Raw genomic sequence first — 17,958 nt, forward strand, 5'->3', positions numbered from 1 at the left:
TGTTGGACACCACACCCGAGGAACTACAGGGCTGGCTACGCCGTCACGGCGAACAACCCGACACCTGGACACGTCCCGGTGGCCCCTCGTCAACGGACACGACCAACCTCTGAACCTCACCCACTGTCCACACACGACCCCGGCGCCCTGGTCACAGTGACCACGGCGCCGGGGACTGGACGGGAGATCCCAGCCATGACCAACACATCCACCAACCCCGCTCCCACGCCACGGCACAACCCCACCGACAACACCCAACCCAACCACGAGAAGATCCGCAGCCCGCACCACATCCCGTCCCAAGCGGTCAGTTCCCTGCTACAGCAGTGGTCCGAAATCAGCCATCGAACCTTCATCGCCCACCACTCACCTGAAATGGACGTCAGTCCCGACGACTTGTTCGCCGAGTTGGCCTACAGCGCGCGAATCGCACGAGAAATCACCGCAAGCCGCTGGTGCGTCGTCGCCGAACTGCTTCGCGCAGGCGCCGTCGAGTCCTGGACCGACGTCGCTACCGCAATGGACATCACCGAAACAGAAGCGCGCAGCGGATTCCACGCCTGGATCACCGACCAGATCAATCTACGACGCTGGTCGGGCACCCTCGGACTCACCGACACCCACGCCCGCGAACTGTCCATGCTCGCCCAGGCGGTGGCCCAGTGACCACCGCGCCCTCCTCGGCACCCGACACCGAAGCCGACACGGCCACCGCTCCCAACACCGCGCAAATCCACCTCGACACCCCGGACCATCAGCCACAGAACACCATCACGGCCGACCCACCCCACGCCATCGCACCGGCAAAAGCACGCAACGCCGTCCAGGTGACCACCGTCGCCGCGGTCAGCGTCGTTGCCGCAGTGGCCGCAGTCGTCAGTTTCATGCACATGTACGAACTCGCCGCACGCGCCGGTGAAGGATGGCGCGCGTGGCTCGTGCCGCTCGCGATCGATGGCCTTGTCGTCGCAGCAAGCATGACCATGGTCGTGCGGCGCCGTGCCGGCATGAAAGCCGGTTGGCTGGCCTGGACCAGCATGCTCCTCGGGATCTCCGCATCACTCGCCGCCAACATCGCCGCAGCCCAACCCACCCTCATCGGCAGAGCCGTAGCCGCCTGGCCACCCATCGCCCTACTCCTGGCCTACGAACTACTCATGAACCAATTCCACACCACCAGCACACGAACCACCGCCCACCCCCAACCGACATCAGCACCAATCACCACCCTGCCACCAGGCAAACCGACCACGGCAACCCACCGTGCCACCCTGCCATCAGACGCAGCATCCACGGCAGGACACACCAGCCACAACACAACGCCAGCAGCTGACACACCACACAACTCACCCCCCGCAACAGCGACCACGACGGCACCCGCACCGGCCCTAACAGCCGTCCCCAACCGTGACGAGGACAACGGCGCAGCCATCCGACAAGCCGCCCGACAGCGCTACCTCACCACCCTCAACGACGGCCTACCCTGCACCGGCCGAGAACTCGCCGATATGTACGGCATGAGCGAACGATGGGGCCGCTACCAAATCCGGGCCGCCCGCCGCACCCACCTAACGCCTCTCCACCAACCACACGACCCATCACACCGTGCCTGGGATTGACTCGATTTGACAGACACGCGTATCCGGTCATCGGTGCCGCCAGGCTCGCATCATGGCCAGTCAGCGTCGTCGGCCGTGACGTCTGCCAACAGGTCGTAGGCGCCCGCGACGATGACCAAGGGGCGGCCACGCCCGCGGGCGCCTAGGCCAGTCTCGTCGCCCGTGGCGACGGCCGCCCTGAGCTGCGCCATGAGGGATGGGCCGACGTGCCGAGTGACGGTGTCATCATCCCTGGCTATGGCGACTGTCTGGGGGTCGATGAGGTCCCGGGTGTGCTCACGAGGCCTCTGTCGGGCGTCGACGAGCAGCCGGGCGTCAAGCGTGCTCATTGACGCCCATCATGCAGCGCTAGGGCGACGTGCCGCCATCTATCGGCGGCCCGGAATCTTTGTATCGCTTGGCCGCCTCGCAGCCGCTGTGCGTGAGTCTGACGCGCGACTGGCGGGCACGCTGTACGAAGCCGCACAGTTCTAAGTGGCCGATACGCCGGTCCATGTCATCGTATGAAACGTTCATAAGCTTTCGTAGTTCCGCAATTGTCATCGCCCGCGACGGATCTAGGACGATAAGCACGGCCGCTACCTCTTGAGGCATTTTACACTGGCGCGGTCTGTTTTTGGCTGCGCGCATTTCCACGCCCGCCCACCAAAGCGCCCCTTGCACTACGGCGCGGGAGAACTGCGAACTTTCGGCGATCTGCTGCACCGACTCTCCGCGATCCGTATAGCGTCGTGCCCAATCATGCGCGAACACTTGCCACGCGGGCACTTCATGCCGTTCAGCCATCGGTCTTCGGCGGGTACGTCATCGTCACTTCCCGCGCCGTCTTGCTCGATCGTCCCAAGCGGCACGGTCCGTCGCGAACACGGACCCTTTTATAGGCCGGTAGATGTCGGGGGCAGGCTCTGTTTTCACCGCTTCTTGGCCACTAGCGGTTATTTTATACCACCCTACGCGATCGACAACTGACTTCTCAGCATATCCGCGCATCTCTAGCGTGCGCGCCCCGACCTGCACGTCATTAGCGGTGCTAGTGACATAATCCCGGATCTCGCGAATCCGAAACCGTCTTTCCTGCGAGTTGAGCACGTGGAGTACTGCCCAAGCTGCCTTAGTCATCATCGCTTGACGGACAGCCGCATCCGGATGGCGGGGCGTTCGTGGCCGTCCAGCGCGGCCCCCTGGTGGCGGAATGTCCGCGCCCGCTTCGATCAACGCCGTGCGAACGGTTCCGAAGGAGAACCCGCTATCTTTGGCTATCTTGCGTATGGAATCACCTTTCCCGTCGTCATAGAGGATTCGCCAGCTATTCATATGTTCGCGCCATTCGTAGTTCCCACGTGCCATTTTCTCACCTTCTCATTCTGTGATCGCCGTGCTTGTCCCCTGCCACCTGACGGCAGGGTTCCGTAGTGCCATATGCCCTCTGTCACTGGGCACCTGTATGCGTTGAGCGGCTGCCCGAGGTGGTGACGGCGGCTGGCGCTTCGGGCGGCCGTGCGGCTCGTATACGAGCCTTTACCGCACCATTCGCATGTTGCGACCGGGTGGTACAGTTTGAAGTTGCTGGCGCATGCCATAGTTGGTGAACCTCCCGCACACATAATGCGTCCGGGAGGGGTGCGGCGGCTAGGTGCGTGGTTCGCCGAATACGTCGGCTTTCTTCGGCAGTCGCACCGACTGGTAGGGCCGATGGTTCGGCAAGCTGACAATGACGATCAGCGCTGTCAGGGACAGGTATTCCACGTCTTCAGGCGCATGGCTGGTGATCAAGCGGGCCACGTGCATACCAAGTTCTGTCAGCGTGAAGTACTTTTGACCGTTTATTCCGCGGAATGAGACGAGGTTTCGTGACTGCAAGTATCTTAGGCTTTCAAGTACAAAACTAAGGTCTTCGCCGGCCAGTGCGTCTGCGATCATGGCACCATCCATTGCCCATCCACCATGGAAAAGCGTTACGAGGATACGATGGGTCTTCAACGTACGTTCCGCATGGAACCGCTTAAAACTCCACGCAATGGGCGGCTCTTCGTTGCTCATCACCTAATCCCTGAGTTTCGCTTACGCTTCGCAAGCTCGTCGGTTGCCGCCGTGTAGCCGCTACTGGTCAACACGTAAGTCGGCCCGGGAGTGTCAGACTGTTCGTCGGATTTTTCACACGGTTTCATCACTGGCCTGTTAACGAGGCCGTTTTCGATCATTGTGGCAAGGGCTCTGAACAACGCGTGTGGCGCCAAGCGGGTTTCGGCTTCAATGACGGAAGGTGTGGCACCACCAGGCTTGTCCACGAGCGCCACAAGTATTTTAGGAAAGCTTTCGCTAACCTCTACCTGGGCAACGACAGGCGCCTGCGACCCATTGGCGGCTGACAGACATTCTTTGAGGGACCTACCCGCGTATTCGATAGGCATGGCATAGAGTAGTCGTACAACCTTTGTGCCATTCTCCGTGGGCGCAAAGCTGGGTGTGTCAGTGTCGCCGTTAATGCGGGACACAAAGCCTTGGGTCTCAGCAGAACGCAAACTGGCGCGGACCGATTCGTCACGTACGCCGTGCAGCTTTCCTGTCAACTCTTGGAAGGTGATTGGCGCGTCTGCCTGCGCAAGTTTCATCACCACTTGCTGAGTAAGCGTGAACGGTTTGCTCACCGTACTGCCCCCGGTGCGCATCGTGTGCCGGGATCGCACCAGGCTGGCGGCGCGGCCACCCTGACAGGATGGACGTTGTCAGCGGTAAGCGTGACCGCCAGGGCGACAGTGGTCGCCGCTACTAGTATCCGGTGCATAACGCGCTCTCGATCCCGTGAACAGTGCTTAGAAAGGCCCTTCCAAGGACGGAAACGCAGAAACGGCTACCCGGTATCGCGTCGGGATCATGACCGCTCTTCGCCACAAGAAGAGTGAAGGCGTTAACGCCCGTCCTTGGAAGGGTGTTTGTGACCGGTCGCCTGGACATTGGGCTACCGGCCACGGTCGGGGCGCTGGGAGGGAAGGGCGCCCCTCTTTGACAGCCGATTGATCGCGGCAAACCGGCTGTCAAAGTTGGAAGGCCGATGGCAGGGCTGAATGGTCTGCTGGGGTGTGCACCCGCCATCGGCCGGTCTGTGGTGTCAGCCGCGGCATGTTCGGGCGACGCACTTCACCCGGTCGCGACAAACGCGCATGTTCGTTTGCGGCAACATGGGTGGGCTTGGCTTTTCGGCTTCGTCAGGTCGTGCGAACCGGCGATCACACCGCATGCAGCACCGCCCCAAGCGTTGATCTTCGGTGTACTGCTTGCCGCTGTTGTCGCCCGCGAACCCGCCCATCACGGCTGCGCCGTTCACTGTCTCGGCTGTCGCCATCTACCGGTCTCCTCTCAGTGCGCTGCATGGTTACGGACGCAATGACGTCGCGATTAGCCCAAAGACGTTGTAGACGTAATGCGCCGCGATCAAGCCTGGCAGGTTGCGATACCTGAACCATAGGAGAACAAACGCGGTTGCCCAGATGCAGATACTGCCCATGCCCGCGATGCCATAATGGGCGTGGTAGGCGACGCGGGCAGCTATCACGAATGCTGCGATTTCGAAGATGGATCGTCGCGCCCATGTGAGAACGACGACCACGGCAACCACAACCAGCTCTTCGGGCAGTGCCGACGTAAACACCGCACTAGGCGCAAGGCCGTTGTCAGGCGGAGCGGGCGCACCAAGCCATATCAGCCCGTTCATCGCCACGAGACCCAAGCCCATTGCGGTTGAGCCAAACATGAATGTGTCCATGAACCGCTTCGCATCGAACGGCTTCGTCAAGCCCAACGGGCGAGGCCCCAACACCAACAATGGAACGACTACACCGATGGCAGCCGACACGATGGCACGCAACCACAACACCAGTTGATCAGGGGTACCAAGGGCCTGACGGCCTTCCGTCACGATGACGGCAACGCTGACGTAATTGAAGCCCCACACACTCAGTAGCAAGCCACACGCCACGGCGTAGGCGCGGACCGGCGACGTGCTTTTGACGCGTTCGCTGATCGAATCGTCCACCCAAGTAAGCGGGGCGCCAGCGTCCGGGGGCTTCACGGTGATGACCCGCTTTAGCCTTTCGATCAGTTGCATGTCGGGGGACAACCCTCTCTGTCTTCGCTTGGGGATTGGGTGACGATTTGTGAAGGGTCACGACGTCGAGTGCACGAAGAACCAGCGTGCCGACACCTGCAAGCCGGGGGGCAACGTTGCTGGTGTGACTTAACCGCTGTTGACGTCGTGACCCTTGCCTGGGCTGATTAACAGCCCGGAGCTTTCTAAGACTGCGCGGTAACGCGGAATGAATCGGCGTAAGCAGCTAACCGCGTCGACGCATTGCCTATAGACGTGTGGCGCACCAAAAGACAGAGGCTCTGCGTCCATGTCGTGCTGAAAGACCACTCGACAGATCGCACATGCCCTACCGTCCAGTTGGGCGTCGTTGAAGTCCAACACGGTGAACGAAGACAAAGGGCGCGCAGTCACACTGCATCACCCCGTTGCCCCATGGTGGGGTTCCCAGCGCCAGGGCAGAAACCGGAACCCCACCATGGGTATTGCAGACAAGGCAACGGCTTAGTTCGCCGAGACAAGGTAATCGGCGGCAACTCGTTGCCCTGCCCACCCCCTAGGGTGCGTACCGCGCGGAAGGCAGACCGGTACACACGCGGCTCGTCGGGACGGTGCAGCGTCAACCGCGAGCCAACGTTTAGCGGCCATGACGGAAACCCCGCGGGAGATTCAACCGCCATGGCCTTACCCCGCCCTGACGCGGTCCCTACTGCCCCGGGGACCGGGGTACCGGGCATTAGAGACACAGCGGGGCGCTTGGTGACGTGAATGTGCATGCTCATCGGCGGGGGCCGCCTCTCGCACACCCCACTGCAATGAGCGCGACCACGCCAAGCAAGATCAAAATTGCGACGTCACCGGTAACCGGTATCGCGGCTTCACCACTGGCGAGAGCCGCAAGCGCGGTGTGTACGGAGACGATCACGGTGCAGAGTGTCGAACGGACACAAAAGGACGGCGGGTACATCGCTGCACCCGCCGTCAGGGGGTACAAACTGTACCCCTTTACGCGTTTAGACGTTCACGCCGATGCGCTTCGCCAAAGCTCGCGACTCCCGCTCAATGAGTCGACCACCGGACGTGACGAGCCATCCGGCGATACCCCGTGACAGGGGATGACTAGCCATCGATTCCGTACTGATGTTCGTGGCCTTCTCCAACACATGAAGTGCGCTCGTAGCGTCGCCGCGTTGTTGGTACGCACGACTCGTCTCCAACCAGAGGCGGGCTCGTCGGTCGACGGACGGAATATCGTCCGGGTCTACCCGACTTGCGTACTCCAAAGCCGTGCCAGTCTTACGAAGATCGACTTGAACCGATACACCTGTAAGAGCCGCGTTCGCCCGTCCGAACAAGGTCCACGGGTGCGCGTACTGCTCAGGAACGCGTTCCGCCATCTTCTGAGCATCATCAAGCCCACGAAGGGCGTCTCCCTCACGGCCCATGCGAGCAAGCGTGATTGACGCGTGTAGACGACAGGCGCCCCAAAGAGCGCGTGTGCTGTCCGGGCCGTCATTGAGCCGTGGTTCGAGCAACGCCGCACCGTCGTCAACGAGGTTCCAGGCTTCCTCTTCACGTCCCGTGGCTCTCCATACATTCCCGAGTACCCATGCGGCCGACGCCATAGTTTCCGGATCGTCCGCCTGTTGAGCGGCGTCCATGCACCGGTCGGCGGCAAGCCACAACAGCGCCGAATCAGCCACCCACGCCAATACCTGTTCAGATAGCGCATATGCGCCAGCGAGCGCCGTATATGCCCGACGCCGGTCGTCCCCATCGAGTACCCGGACTGCGCGACGTCCGTCACGAATGATCTGCGGAAGCACGGCACCAGCAGAGGCGCGCGGCGTTGCTGATGTGTGCCACAAGTTCCACGCGTCGGCGGTACGAGCGCATAGGACATCCGGGTTCGGCGGCGGACCTAGCGATGGCGAAAGCGTCACTGACTCGATTGCGTCACGCATATCGTCGACCACCGGGTGACCGCTGCGCCGCTCAAGCCCCATGCGGATCGTCTCATCGCCGGTTAGCTCGGACAGGTCATTCACCCCGAGCACCTCACCGAGCTTAATCAACATGTGGACGTCAGGAGCTCCGCGCTTACCCCTTTCAACGGATTTCAGCCACTCCGTGGAACGACCCACCAAACCGGCAACAACTGGGCGCGACTTTCCTTTGCGTTCGCGGACCGCTTGAATCCGCTCACCGATGGTCAATCCCTCAAGTTCGTCGGCCACCAGGACCACCCTCTTCGCGGTAGACCCCCCTCCGCGTGCCCCCGACCCGTCGACCGGGGGCGTCCCTCCGCGAAGAGGTGCAACAGTAAGGGTACCCGCAGTCACCTGTACCCAAGTGCTGCCCATGTCCGTGGTCCCACGATGCCGCCTGTTGTGAGTCCCGCACGCTGTTGGAAGTAGACGACACGTCCTTTGGTGGCGGGGCCGAAGTCGCCGTCAACGACCAGGGGTGTCATGCCGGGATACCAGCGGTTCAGGGTGCGTTGCAGGCTCTTCACAGCTTCGCCGCGTGACCCAACTTGTAGCGTGGGCCGTCCGCTCGAAGGTGGTGCGGGTACGTCAGATGACGTACCGAAACCCCACCCCCGGGAGTCATCAAAACCGCTGCGGTTGCGGGAAAAGCTCACGTGCACGTGGCTCGTGTGGGGGTTGCTTCCGGTGTATGTGGACCAGCCGCGCCAGTCAGCGCGGGTGATCCTGCGGTTGTAGATCACGTACCCGCCACCGACTAGCCGGGCGTCCCCCGCGGCACCCATCAGCCGGACCTGTTCGGCAAGCCACGCGGCATCGATGCCGCCCCGGTCGACGTCGATTGCCCGGACGACACCGACACCGTCAACGACGATCCACGGTTGTGATCGGACGAGCGGCTAGCGTGTGCCGCGTCGCCGATGGTGCCGTCGCTCGTCCGGTCCCTGGTCGGCCAACGCGTGTTTACAGCGTTCCGAAAGGCCACCAGGGCGCCCGCCAGGCGCCAGGCCACCTTAGGACACCTGCGAGTCAGTCTCGGGGTTCTGGGGTGCTTCTGCGTCGTCGCCCCGGAGCCGGTCGGGGTCTTCGTGGCTCTCTTCGCCAGCCGACTGCGCAACCGGTTCGTCAGCCGGATCAATTGGTTCAGTCATGCGGCAACGATAAGCGCCTAGAATGGGACCGAACAATGTGAATGACGGCGCACCGTAGAGCAGTCGGGTAGCTCGCTGGGCTCATAACTCAGAGGTCGGCGGTTCGAATCCGCCCGGTGCCACTCACGCCACGAGCCCCGGTCAATCAACCGGGGCTCTTTTGATGGATGCGCACACTTAAAGGGTTCGCGCTAGTCACCTTCGAGTACGCGCATGGATAATCAGTCAAGTCTTGTCATAGCAGTCAAGCTACGCGAGCGCGGAATATTCCAATACTCAACCGTGTGCATACGTCGCCGAAGACCTTCGACGTCGTGACTCGTGACTGACGGGGTCCCAACCAGTGCAGTCAACCCATAGAATCGATGTCATGGGCTCAACTGACGATGCCGCTTCGCCGTCGTCGATGGCGATAGATGATGTTGACCGCGCGTACGCGGACGTCGACAGGACGGTTGACGAGCTTGTTGACACGGTGCGCAAGATCCAAAGTGGCCGTCGTCCGGCCGACACGTGGGCGCTGTCCACGCTGATGTTTGGCCGTGAGCACAACCTAGAAACCGTTCAGGCGCAACACATATCTGAGTGGCTGATGGCAGCAGTCATGCGCCTTGCCGCTCAGCCTGCCGCGCCATCGGAGTGAGCCGCGACACGGCCCGTTCAACGTCTGGCGATCATGTGTCTAGCCGCTCAGCCTGTCGCGTTAACTAGCCGCCAATCCCGCGGCTACGATGCAGGGATGCGGATACGCGAGTTTGAGAATCTGCTGGTCAAGGCCATAGAGGCTGATGATCATCCCGAGATCGTCTCAGTAGACCGAGTGGCCACGGACGAGCGGGACACGCGCCACACGCGTGTCCGTACCGAGTTTGCCAACGGTGCTAGGACGTTCGTCATGGTTCAGCAGGTGACTGGGCCGAACATCCCCCGGCATGCCCCTTACAACCTTCCCAAGGAGGCGCTCTAGCCGTGGCTGCGGAGACACCTAAGGGCCGCTGTCCCTCGTGTGGCCAGGTTGCGGCAGGCAGTAGAGGGGACACGGTAGGGCAGCATCAGAAACCTGACGGCAGCCGTGAAACGTGCCCGGGTAGCGGACAAACGGCGAACTAGACAGAGGGGCGAACGTTGCGCGTAGAGCGTTTTAAGGACTACTTGCGGGAAAAGATCATCGGTCTCCCGGACGTTGCAAGCGTTGACACCTACGCCGTAGACGACGCCATTACCGGTATCAAAGTCACGGGCACCGATGGTGTCGAGTTGTACCTACACGTGGTGCGTACGTCGCCAAACGGGGGTGACAACCACAACGAGCCTGAGAAGATCGTCACCAAACATGCAGTGACGATGTAGCGCAGACTGCAACGCAACATGTGACAACGGCCCCGGGGTTGAGACCCCGGGGCCGTGTGCTACCGCTTACCTGTCATGTGTCAATCGTGTAACAGTCGCGCGGTGGAGGACCATGGTCAACATCGCTTAGTTGATCACTAGAACCATCCGGCGATTGAAGATCACGCACCCGGCCACCGGTCAGCCGAGCACCCCCCGCGGCACCCCATAAGCCCGGACCTATTCGGGCCAGCCGCTGCCCCCACCTGTCCCAGGGCAGTTGCCGCCCTCGCGGCACTGCGGCACGTTGGTTGCCGTCCTCGCGGCACTGCGGCACGTTGGTTGCCGTCCTCGCGGCACTGCGGCACGTTAGTTGCCACAGTTATCAACTGACAGAGGCGACACCCTTCACATGTTGTTGATTACGAAGAGTTGCGGCAACACCTCCCCCGAATGTTCGAGCGGGTGTACCAGCTGCGGAAACACCTGCTGACCCCCAAAGAGTCAGTGGCGGAGCGTAAGTCCGTTACTACGATCCGGTTGAATGTCCACTGTGCTGGCACGGTTCGGGTGATCTGCGGCCTAACGTGGACCTTCTTCAGACGGGGGGACGGCTTGCGGAGTTGCCGCGCGGGCTGGGTGCAGGGGAGGCCAGATGACGGAGGCGCGGTCGCCGGGGCTCGGCACAGTGCTGCGCGTACCGGAGTTTCGGGCGCTGTGGGTCGCCGAGGTGCTATCTGTTGCTGGTGACCAACTCGCGCGGGTTGCCCTGGCGTTGTTGGTATTCAGCCGAACTGGTTCGGCAAGCGCGACAGCGCTGACGTATGCACTGACGTTCGTGCCTGCACTGGTCGGCGGCTGGTTGTTGTCTGGATTGGCCGACCGGTGGCCGCGGCGCACAGTCCTGGTAGCCACTGATCTCATTCGAGCAGGGCTGGCCGCAGTGATGGCGGTTCCAGTCCTACCACTCTGGGCGCTGTGGGCAACCGTGATCGCCTTGACTTTGGCCGGCGCCCCATTCAAGGCCGCACAGCAGGCGTTGCTGCCCGAAGTACTAGTCGGCGAGGGCCAGTACAAGCGGGGACTTGCGGTACGGGTAATCAGCAACCAGACGGCACAATTGGTCGGGTTCGGCGCTGGCGGGGCCTTGGTCGTGGCGGTGAGCCCGGCCGGAGCGATGCTGATCAATGCCGGGACGTTCGCGGTTGCCGCGTTCGTCGTTGCCACACGTGTCCGGCGTCGACCCTCCCCTGCCCTGGCTCCCCGCGGCAAAGAAGGCGGCACCGTCGGCACGGATGACTGGGTCGCGCACCAACGTGGTCAACTGCTGGTGCCGTTCGCCCTGGTCTGCCTGACTGGCCTGTTCGTGGTGCCAGAGGGACTGGCAGCGCCGTACGCAGTCACGCTGGGGATGGGATCGGTGGCGGTAGGGCTTTTGATGGCTGCCGACCCGGCGGGCAGCATTGTCGGTGCGTGGCTGGAGAGCCGACTCCCCCACTCGAACAATGGCCTTGGCGGGGTCATCGTGCCAGCGGCCTTGGCGGGTCTGCCGCTCGTGGTCTGCCTCGCACAGCCAAGTCTGGCGCTCGTGGCGCTATTGTGGGCGATTTCGGGTGCATTGTCGACGATCTACCTGCTTCGGTTGCAGCCCGTGGTGGTGCAGCGGACTCCTCATCATCGGCTTGGCCTGGTGATGGGCCGGTACACAACGTGCTTGTACGCCTCACAGGGTATAGCGATCCTCGCCGGCGGGTTGCTGGCGGAACGAGTTGGCCCAGTGTCCGCGGTTGCAGCCGCCGGTGGTCTGGGCACCCTGGCGGTCCTGCTGGCGGCACTGGTCGCTACCCGGGAACGTCATCGTCGTCGCACGGCCCGCGACGACGATGACGCCGAAGCTCATGATGGGAATCTTGCTGACGATCAGGTGTCCTTATTGGCCACGACATCCTCCCGGGGAACTGAGCGGTCGTCCGGTGAACCCTCAACCAGCGGGATGGAGGGCGCACCGGCTGGATATGGAAGCGCGGACAGTATGACGGATGACCGCAGGCGTACGCGCCAGTCTCGGCGTTCTGACCGTCCAGGGGTGAAGGGTTGGGCGCTGTGGTCACGGCGCCCTGTAGCAATTGGGCTGCTGCTAACTGCGGAAACAGCAGCGGTCGCGATCATCGCGTACAGCGCGTGGACACAACCGGTGACTAGGCACGACGTGCTGCTCTGCACTACGTTGGCCGTGCTAGGACTGGTCGCAGCCGAGATGACCCGCACCGTCGAGCGACTTCGACGGCGAAGCACTCACCCGCCTCACGTCAATCTGAGTTCGGTGTGGACGTGCGGTGCGGCGCTAGTCCTGCCAGTGAGTCTGGCGGCGGCCGTAGCGATAGCCCTGTACGGGCACATGTGGATTCGAAGCTGGCGGCGACTGCCGGAAGTTCGTCCGCACCAAGTAATCTACAACGCCACGAACGTGATCTTGACCGTGTCCGCAGTCTCTGTCCTGATCCATCTGGCTCCGGAACAACCGCTGGTCGCGTCCGCCGCGCCACTGACGCTTGGCTGGTTGGCAGCAGCGCTATTCGTGTACTTCGTCGTCAACTCCGCCTTGGCTGCGGCATCCGCGGCCGCTTATCGGCCGGGTGAGCGGCTGTCCGCAAGTGATCTGCTCGGCGACCTCCGTGAAAACGTGCTGGAGCTGGCGACCTTGTGCATGGGCACGATCGCCGCTTTGCTGTTGACGCTCCGGCCTTGGGCGGTCGTATTGGTCTTCGTCCCGCTGTTCATCCTGCACAAGTCCGTCTTGATCAAGCAGTTGGAAGACTTGGCCACCACCGACGCGAAGACCGGACTTCTCAACGCAGCCACGTGGCGGACACTGGCCGACCGCGAGCTTGAGCGCGCCCGACGCTACAGCCGCACATGCGGCGTACTCCTGCTCGATCTCGACCGATTCCGCGAAATCAACAACACCTACGGGCACCTAGCTGGCGATGAGGCGTTGAAGTTGGTCGGCGGAGCTATCGCCGCATGCACCCGCGGTTCAGATCTGGCAGGCAGGTGGGGCGGCGATGAGTTCGTCGTGCTGCTGCCGGACGCCAGTACGGCAGACCTGCTCCCGGCTGCTACACGGCTACGCGACCAAATCGCGAACCTGACCATCGGCAACGAGCACAGACCCCTGTCGGTGTCCGTTGGCGCCGCCGCATGGCCCACACATGGCGCCGATCTCTCCGAGGTGTTCCTAGCCGCCGACAACGTACTGTTCGCCGCGAAGGACAACGGCCGTGGTCGTGTCTGCGTGGCGGACGGGTCGACCAGGCCCACAGCGGCTAGTCAGGAACGTGAGGAAGCTTCTGCTCCCACTGCTGCGCCCACTCCGCCACCGGCCTAAGCGCCGCCAACAACGACCTACCCATGGCGGTGAGCTGGTACCACACTCCGGTCCCAGGCTCACCAGGTCGACCCTGAACCACACGTCGCTCAAGCAAGCCGTACTCCACGCCCTTCGCGAGCGTTTCAGCCAACACCTTGTCTGAAACGGACCCACTCACCAGACCTTTGATCTCTGACGTCCTCCGCTCACCAGGAGCGAGCGCAGTGAGCACGTCCACTGTCCATCGCCGCCTGATCAACAGTGCGGCCTGTCGGACTCCACGTGAGTACCGCGACTCATCCACCACACAGGTGACCTAACCACCCCTCCGGTGTGCGGGACTGGCGCGACACGACCGAACGAACATGCACGTAGTCCGAACGAGTGAACATCACCGCACTCACCGTCAGGTAAGTGCGCGCTTCCCTTGCGGTAAGACGCTGACGGGTCGCTACAACTGCCGTACCCCTCGGGCGAGACATCCCCCAGGGGCTGGAGATGGAAGCAGATGCCGGCCGGACTCGCCGAACGAACAACACAACTGAATCCTCTTGCACGAGGGGCGGGTCCGGACGGCGTCACCGGATAGGAAGATCGCATGGACGGGGGTCTCACCCGCCCGTGACCCATAAGCCACGCCCGACAGATCTCGTGGACCGCCTCGGTCTGGAGTTCGCGGGCGACCTGGCCGGACATTGGAGCCCTGGGGAGGGGGTGCGTCCGGTCACGCACTCCGATCGGTGCGCCCGCCATTCGGTTCGGCAAGCCATGGCTGGTGCGGCGCACCGATCGGAGCCGTCGCCACCCCGGTCAACGGCCGGGATACGAGCCGACCGGTTCGTCTGCCCACAGCTCACCGACTAGGCGGACCGGTCGGCGCTCCACTCATCTCAGGGGAGGGACGATGAGCGGACCAATCCAGCGTCGCCAACCTGGCCACGTCGTGCAATGCGCGAGCGTCCGCGACGTGATCGAACGGTACAGCGGCATGGCCGAACCCTATTCGATGGCTGTCTGGGCCGAAGCCGACAACAGTGCCGTGCTGAGGCTTGTGGCTAGCGTTGACGGCCTGCCCCTCACCGTAGTCGCGGACGCCTCATGGCTCGCGACGCTGTGGCGAATGCGCCCCGGTGACCGGCGGCCTACCCGCATGGCCGCACTTACCGCGCCGTTGGAGGCGCAGTCACGAATCGACCGGCTACTCACGGACGCCACCAGCAAGGCGAACCCGCGGCACTAATCCGAAATACCCGCGTGCCGCGCGCCCTGGGAGGTGTGGCCGTTCCCTCACGCCACACCGGCGTGACTGCACGCGCGTGGCCCTGACCGGAATCTCGGGTGGCCGGGAGCACCCGTCCGGACAGGGCGGTCAGCCAGAGCGGGGCTGACCACAACGGTTCAGGTCGGCGCTCGCGGCGAGGCTCGGCCCTGCCCCGCGCGCCGGCCTGGACCTCTCATGTTCCCCGATCCAAGGCCCAGACCTCGATCGGGGAGACGACGGCAGAAGCGCCGACTCCACCCATCAAGAAGGAAGGTCCTTAATGGTCAACGACGGTGACCAACCACGACCAGACACCAAGCACGTGACGTGCATGCCTCTGTCTGTCCGATCAGCCTCCATCGGGAACCCGCGACACTGCCAGGTCCGCCTTCTGCGGGCGCAGTTCGCGGTCGCTGTTGTCGTCACAGCCTTGGCGGCGGTTGTGTACACCGCCGTTGCGCTCAAGCGCCGCGCGGCGCCCGAAGTAGACACGACTCGGAATCACACTGTGATCTCTGTGGGCAAGGTAGTCGATTCGGTGGAGACCCTGAGAGGTCAAAGCCTCCTCACGGGGAAGACGGTCGTGCGTATCGCATCGGGACGGACCCGATGACCATGGACGCGACCAGCCTGCCGCAGTTGCCTACATTGCGGCACGCGGCCATGCCGTCGTGCCGGCAACCGTGGCACGATCGCGCGACACGTCGGACCGTGCGGATCGGGGTCGACCTGCTCAGGGCGGCAACATGAGTACCGAGAACCTGAACGTGCCGGTGTCTCTGCTGCGGGTTGCGCCTTTGGCGGCTGGTTCAGCCGCGACCGGGACGAGCGGGTATTCCGTTTCCGGAGTACTGCCCGCGCTCAGCCAGCACCTCGGGATCGAACCGGCCGCCGCTGGCCAACTGGTGACGCTGTTCGCGCTGGCCTGCGCGACGAGCGGACCTCTGATGGTCGCTTTGACCCGAGCGTGGCCGAAACGTCGGATCGCGGTGGTGGCGTTACTGATCACTGGGGCCGGCAACGCGTTCACCGCCATGGCGCCGAGCCTGGCCCTGTTGGTGACGGCACGGATCATCACCGCGGTCGGGGTCGCGGTGTACGTGCCGGCAGCCTCGGCGACCGCTGCCGCGATCACCACCGGGAGTCGACGCGCCCGTGCCGTAGCCGCTGTCATCGGTGGGTTGACCGTCGCGTTATTGCTGGGTGTCCCGATCACCACCGCCCTGTTGTCCCGTCTGGGCGGCTACCAGGGTGTGTTCCTGCTGGTCATGGCGGCATGTTTGCTCGCCGCGGCCGCGATCGTGGTGGTAGTCCCCACCGCGGCCACTGCCTCGACTGTCGCTAGCACACTCCACCAACGGCCGCCGGCAAGCGATGGACGAGTCTTGTGTCTGCTTGGCGCTACGTTCATGGCGACGACCGGCACGTTCGCCGTCTACACCTACATCACACTGGTGGTGCAAGAGTCCACAATGCACGACTGGCCAGCAAGCGTGATGCTGGCCGCCTACGGCCTCGGCGCCGTCGCTGGCAACGTGATCAGCGGTCGGTTGACTGATCGTTGGGGCGCGGCCTGGCTGCTGCTGATCGCCACCGGCACCAGCTGCTTGGCGCTCCTCGCGCTCACTGCCGCGGCTGCCTCACCGGTGGGGTTGGTGGGTGTTCTGATGGTGTGGGGTGGTGCGTGCTGGGCGGTTTACGTTCCTGCCAACGTACTGTTGTTGTCCAATAAGGACAATAAGCAGGGTTCCACCTTGTTGAGCCTCAACGCCTCTAGCGTCTACGCCGGAATGGCGACCGGCGGTCTAGTCGGTGGCGTGGTGATCGAGGCCGCGGGTGTTGGCACGGTGCCACTCGTTGCCGCCGCTGCGGCTGTGATCGCTGCGGGGTTGGCGTATCTCGGCGCGGTACGCCGGCGCGAACCGTCACGGATGCCCAAGCCGTGAACTAAGTTCGTCAAGAAAAGATTCTTACGTCTCGTTTATAGATTTGCCTTGACGCGACGTAGCCCAACCAGTCGCGCCTATTTTGTTGCGACTGCACAAAAATCATCACGTGATAGGGGAGGCTCATGTCTTTGAAAACGCGTCTGATTGGTGCCCTGTTCGCACTCACAATGGCGTGCAGTGCCGGAGTAGTCTCGGCGCACGCCCGGACAACCAATAGTGTCGGAGGTTCACAGAAGGTTGCCCAGGCAGCGCCGGTTCGAGAGGGGACGGTATCCGTGCTCGCCGCACGAAGGTGCGATCCGAACTATTGGCAGATCAGCGGCAACGGCGTGCGTATTAGGCAGACGCCGGGCGGCACTGCCCTCGGTCATGCGAACTACGGGGAACGCGTGGATATCTGGGCCCGCAGCGGCGTCTGGGTGCGCGTCTATTTCAAGAACCGCCCATTGTACGTTCACCCGAGGTCCGGGTGGGTTCACCAAGACTACGTGGAGTACCGCCAGCCAACCTGCTGGTAGCGGCTGGTCTCCCGCTCGATTAGACCTGGTCAAATCAAACAGATTCGGCAACGAAAATTGATGAAAGTCCGTCCTGAGGAGAAAATTATGCGACACGTTAAGCGTGCCCTGGTCGTCTTGGTTGCCGCACTCGCCGTCATCGGCCCTGGTGGCACAGTTGCCAACGCTCAAAACGGTTCCGGTAGAACGCCGCCAACACAATCGAAACCGTGTAAGGCGTACTTCTACGTCGCTGGCGACGGTGTGCGAATCCGGGCTACTCCCGGCGGGAGAAAACTCGGTCTCGCATGGTACGGCGAATCGGTTCGGATCGGCACGGTTGTCAATGGCTGGCGTCAGATATGGCTGCCGAACCGGTCTGGTCGGCCAGGAACGGCAAGCGCCGGCTGGATGAGCGACAGGTACATCGAACTCGTTCCTTGCGTGTGATTTGCCTGCCTATGGACATCCTGGCTTGTCCGTAGGCTCGTCAGTCGTGTACGTGCCCAGCTGATGTCGGAGCAGTCGAGGGGGCTGTTCCGGACAGCCCGGGCGGTCGTTCCGGTACGGGAGCGACCACAGGTTCGGGCCGACCGGCCGCGTGGCGTGGGTGTTTCAGCCCCCTGGCACCCGTCACACAGGACGGTCGGCCCGAACTGCTACCACTGCGCAGGGCTTGCCGAGGTTATGACGTGGGCCAGCACCCGGCG

General features: G+C 63.0%; 15 protein-coding genes and 1 tRNA gene. 8 read left to right on the forward strand and 8 right to left on the reverse strand.

What is annotated here, in order from left to right:
- Positions 1-195 precede the first annotated feature (195 nt).
- A complete protein-coding gene (locus GC106_RS42980; RefSeq protein WP_173141967.1) occupies positions 196-666 on the forward strand; it encodes a hypothetical protein in 471 nt (156 codons plus the stop codon).
- A complete protein-coding gene (locus GC106_RS42985) occupies positions 663-1,619 on the forward strand; it encodes a DUF2637 domain-containing protein (protein WP_173141968.1) in 957 nt (318 codons plus the stop codon). Before GC106_RS42980 ends, GC106_RS42985 begins: the two co-directional genes overlap by 4 nt.
- Before the next feature lie 50 nt (positions 1,620-1,669).
- On the opposite strand, the gene GC106_RS42990 is transcribed toward GC106_RS42985, so the two are convergent.
- The 7 genes from GC106_RS42990 to GC106_RS49845 all read right to left on the reverse strand — a co-directional run bounded on the left by GC106_RS42990 (position 1,670) and on the right by GC106_RS49845 (position 8,476).
- Positions 1,670-1,948, reverse strand: coding sequence for a DUF7341 domain-containing protein (locus GC106_RS42990; protein WP_173141969.1), 279 nt, complete (start codon positions 1,946-1,948; stop codon positions 1,670-1,672).
- Positions 1,949-2,429: 481 nt separating this feature from the next.
- On the reverse strand, positions 2,430-2,966 hold the full coding sequence (locus GC106_RS49840) for a helix-turn-helix domain-containing protein (RefSeq protein WP_376777823.1): 537 nt from the start codon (positions 2,964-2,966) through the stop codon (positions 2,430-2,432).
- A 282-nt stretch (positions 2,967-3,248) separates the two neighbouring features.
- Positions 3,249-3,659 (reverse strand): hypothetical protein, encoded by a 411-nt coding sequence (locus tag GC106_RS42995; RefSeq protein WP_173141970.1) that lies wholly within the window; start codon positions 3,657-3,659, stop codon positions 3,249-3,251.
- On the reverse strand, positions 3,659-4,267 hold the full coding sequence (locus GC106_RS43000) for a MarR family transcriptional regulator (protein ID WP_173141971.1): 609 nt from the start codon (positions 4,265-4,267) through the stop codon (positions 3,659-3,661). The genes GC106_RS42995 and GC106_RS43000 overlap by 1 nt, the downstream gene beginning before the upstream one ends.
- Positions 4,268-4,992: 725 nt before the next feature.
- On the reverse strand, positions 4,993-5,724 hold the full coding sequence (locus GC106_RS43005) for a hypothetical protein (RefSeq protein WP_173141972.1): 732 nt from the start codon (positions 5,722-5,724) through the stop codon (positions 4,993-4,995).
- Between the two features lie 992 nt (positions 5,725-6,716).
- A complete protein-coding gene (locus GC106_RS43010) occupies positions 6,717-7,940 on the reverse strand; it encodes a helix-turn-helix domain-containing protein (protein WP_312873351.1) in 1,224 nt (407 codons plus the stop codon).
- Positions 7,941-8,041: 101 nt separating this feature from the next.
- Positions 8,042-8,476, reverse strand: a complete 435-nt coding sequence (locus GC106_RS49845; RefSeq protein ID WP_376777824.1) for a peptidoglycan-binding domain-containing protein — start codon at positions 8,474-8,476, stop codon at positions 8,042-8,044.
- 414 nt (positions 8,477-8,890) lie between these two features.
- Here GC106_RS49845 and GC106_RS43020 point away from each other — a divergent pair.
- The 4 genes from GC106_RS43020 (at position 8,891) to GC106_RS43035 (ending at position 13,559) form a co-directional block, all read left to right on the forward strand.
- Positions 8,891-8,964 (forward strand) — tRNA-Met (locus GC106_RS43020).
- A gap of 248 nt (positions 8,965-9,212) precedes the next feature.
- The gene (locus GC106_RS43025; RefSeq protein ID WP_173141975.1) at positions 9,213-9,485 is read left to right on the forward strand and encodes a hypothetical protein; all 273 of its coding nucleotides are present in this window, start codon (positions 9,213-9,215) and stop codon (positions 9,483-9,485) included.
- Positions 9,486-9,581: 96 nt separating this feature from the next.
- Entirely contained in the window at positions 9,582-9,809 is a 228-nt protein-coding gene (locus GC106_RS43030; RefSeq protein ID WP_173141976.1) for a hypothetical protein, read from the forward strand.
- 1,017 nt (positions 9,810-10,826) lie between these two features.
- Positions 10,827-13,559 (forward strand): MFS transporter, encoded by a 2,733-nt coding sequence (locus GC106_RS43035; RefSeq protein ID WP_173141977.1) that lies wholly within the window; start codon positions 10,827-10,829, stop codon positions 13,557-13,559.
- Here the strand turns inward: GC106_RS43035 and GC106_RS49850 are convergent.
- Positions 13,498-13,848 carry a winged helix-turn-helix transcriptional regulator gene (locus tag GC106_RS49850; protein ID WP_376777825.1) on the reverse strand — a complete coding sequence of 117 codons (351 nt, stop codon included), beginning with the start codon at positions 13,846-13,848 and terminating at the stop codon, positions 13,498-13,500. The genes GC106_RS43035 and GC106_RS49850 overlap by 62 nt on opposite strands.
- A gap of 597 nt (positions 13,849-14,445) precedes the next feature.
- Between GC106_RS49850 and GC106_RS43045 the strand changes: the two genes are divergently transcribed.
- Both GC106_RS43045 and GC106_RS43050 read left to right on the forward strand, forming a co-directional pair.
- Entirely contained in the window at positions 14,446-14,781 is a 336-nt protein-coding gene (locus GC106_RS43045; protein WP_173141979.1) for a hypothetical protein, read from the forward strand.
- A gap of 767 nt (positions 14,782-15,548) precedes the next feature.
- A complete protein-coding gene (locus tag GC106_RS43050; RefSeq protein ID WP_173141980.1) occupies positions 15,549-16,748 on the forward strand; it encodes an MFS transporter in 1,200 nt (399 codons plus the stop codon).
- Positions 16,749-17,958 lie beyond the last annotated feature (1,210 nt).

This window comes from Kibdelosporangium persicum (assembly GCF_013280595.1).
GTDB classification, from domain to species: domain Bacteria; phylum Actinomycetota; class Actinomycetes; order Mycobacteriales; family Pseudonocardiaceae; genus Kibdelosporangium; species Kibdelosporangium persicum.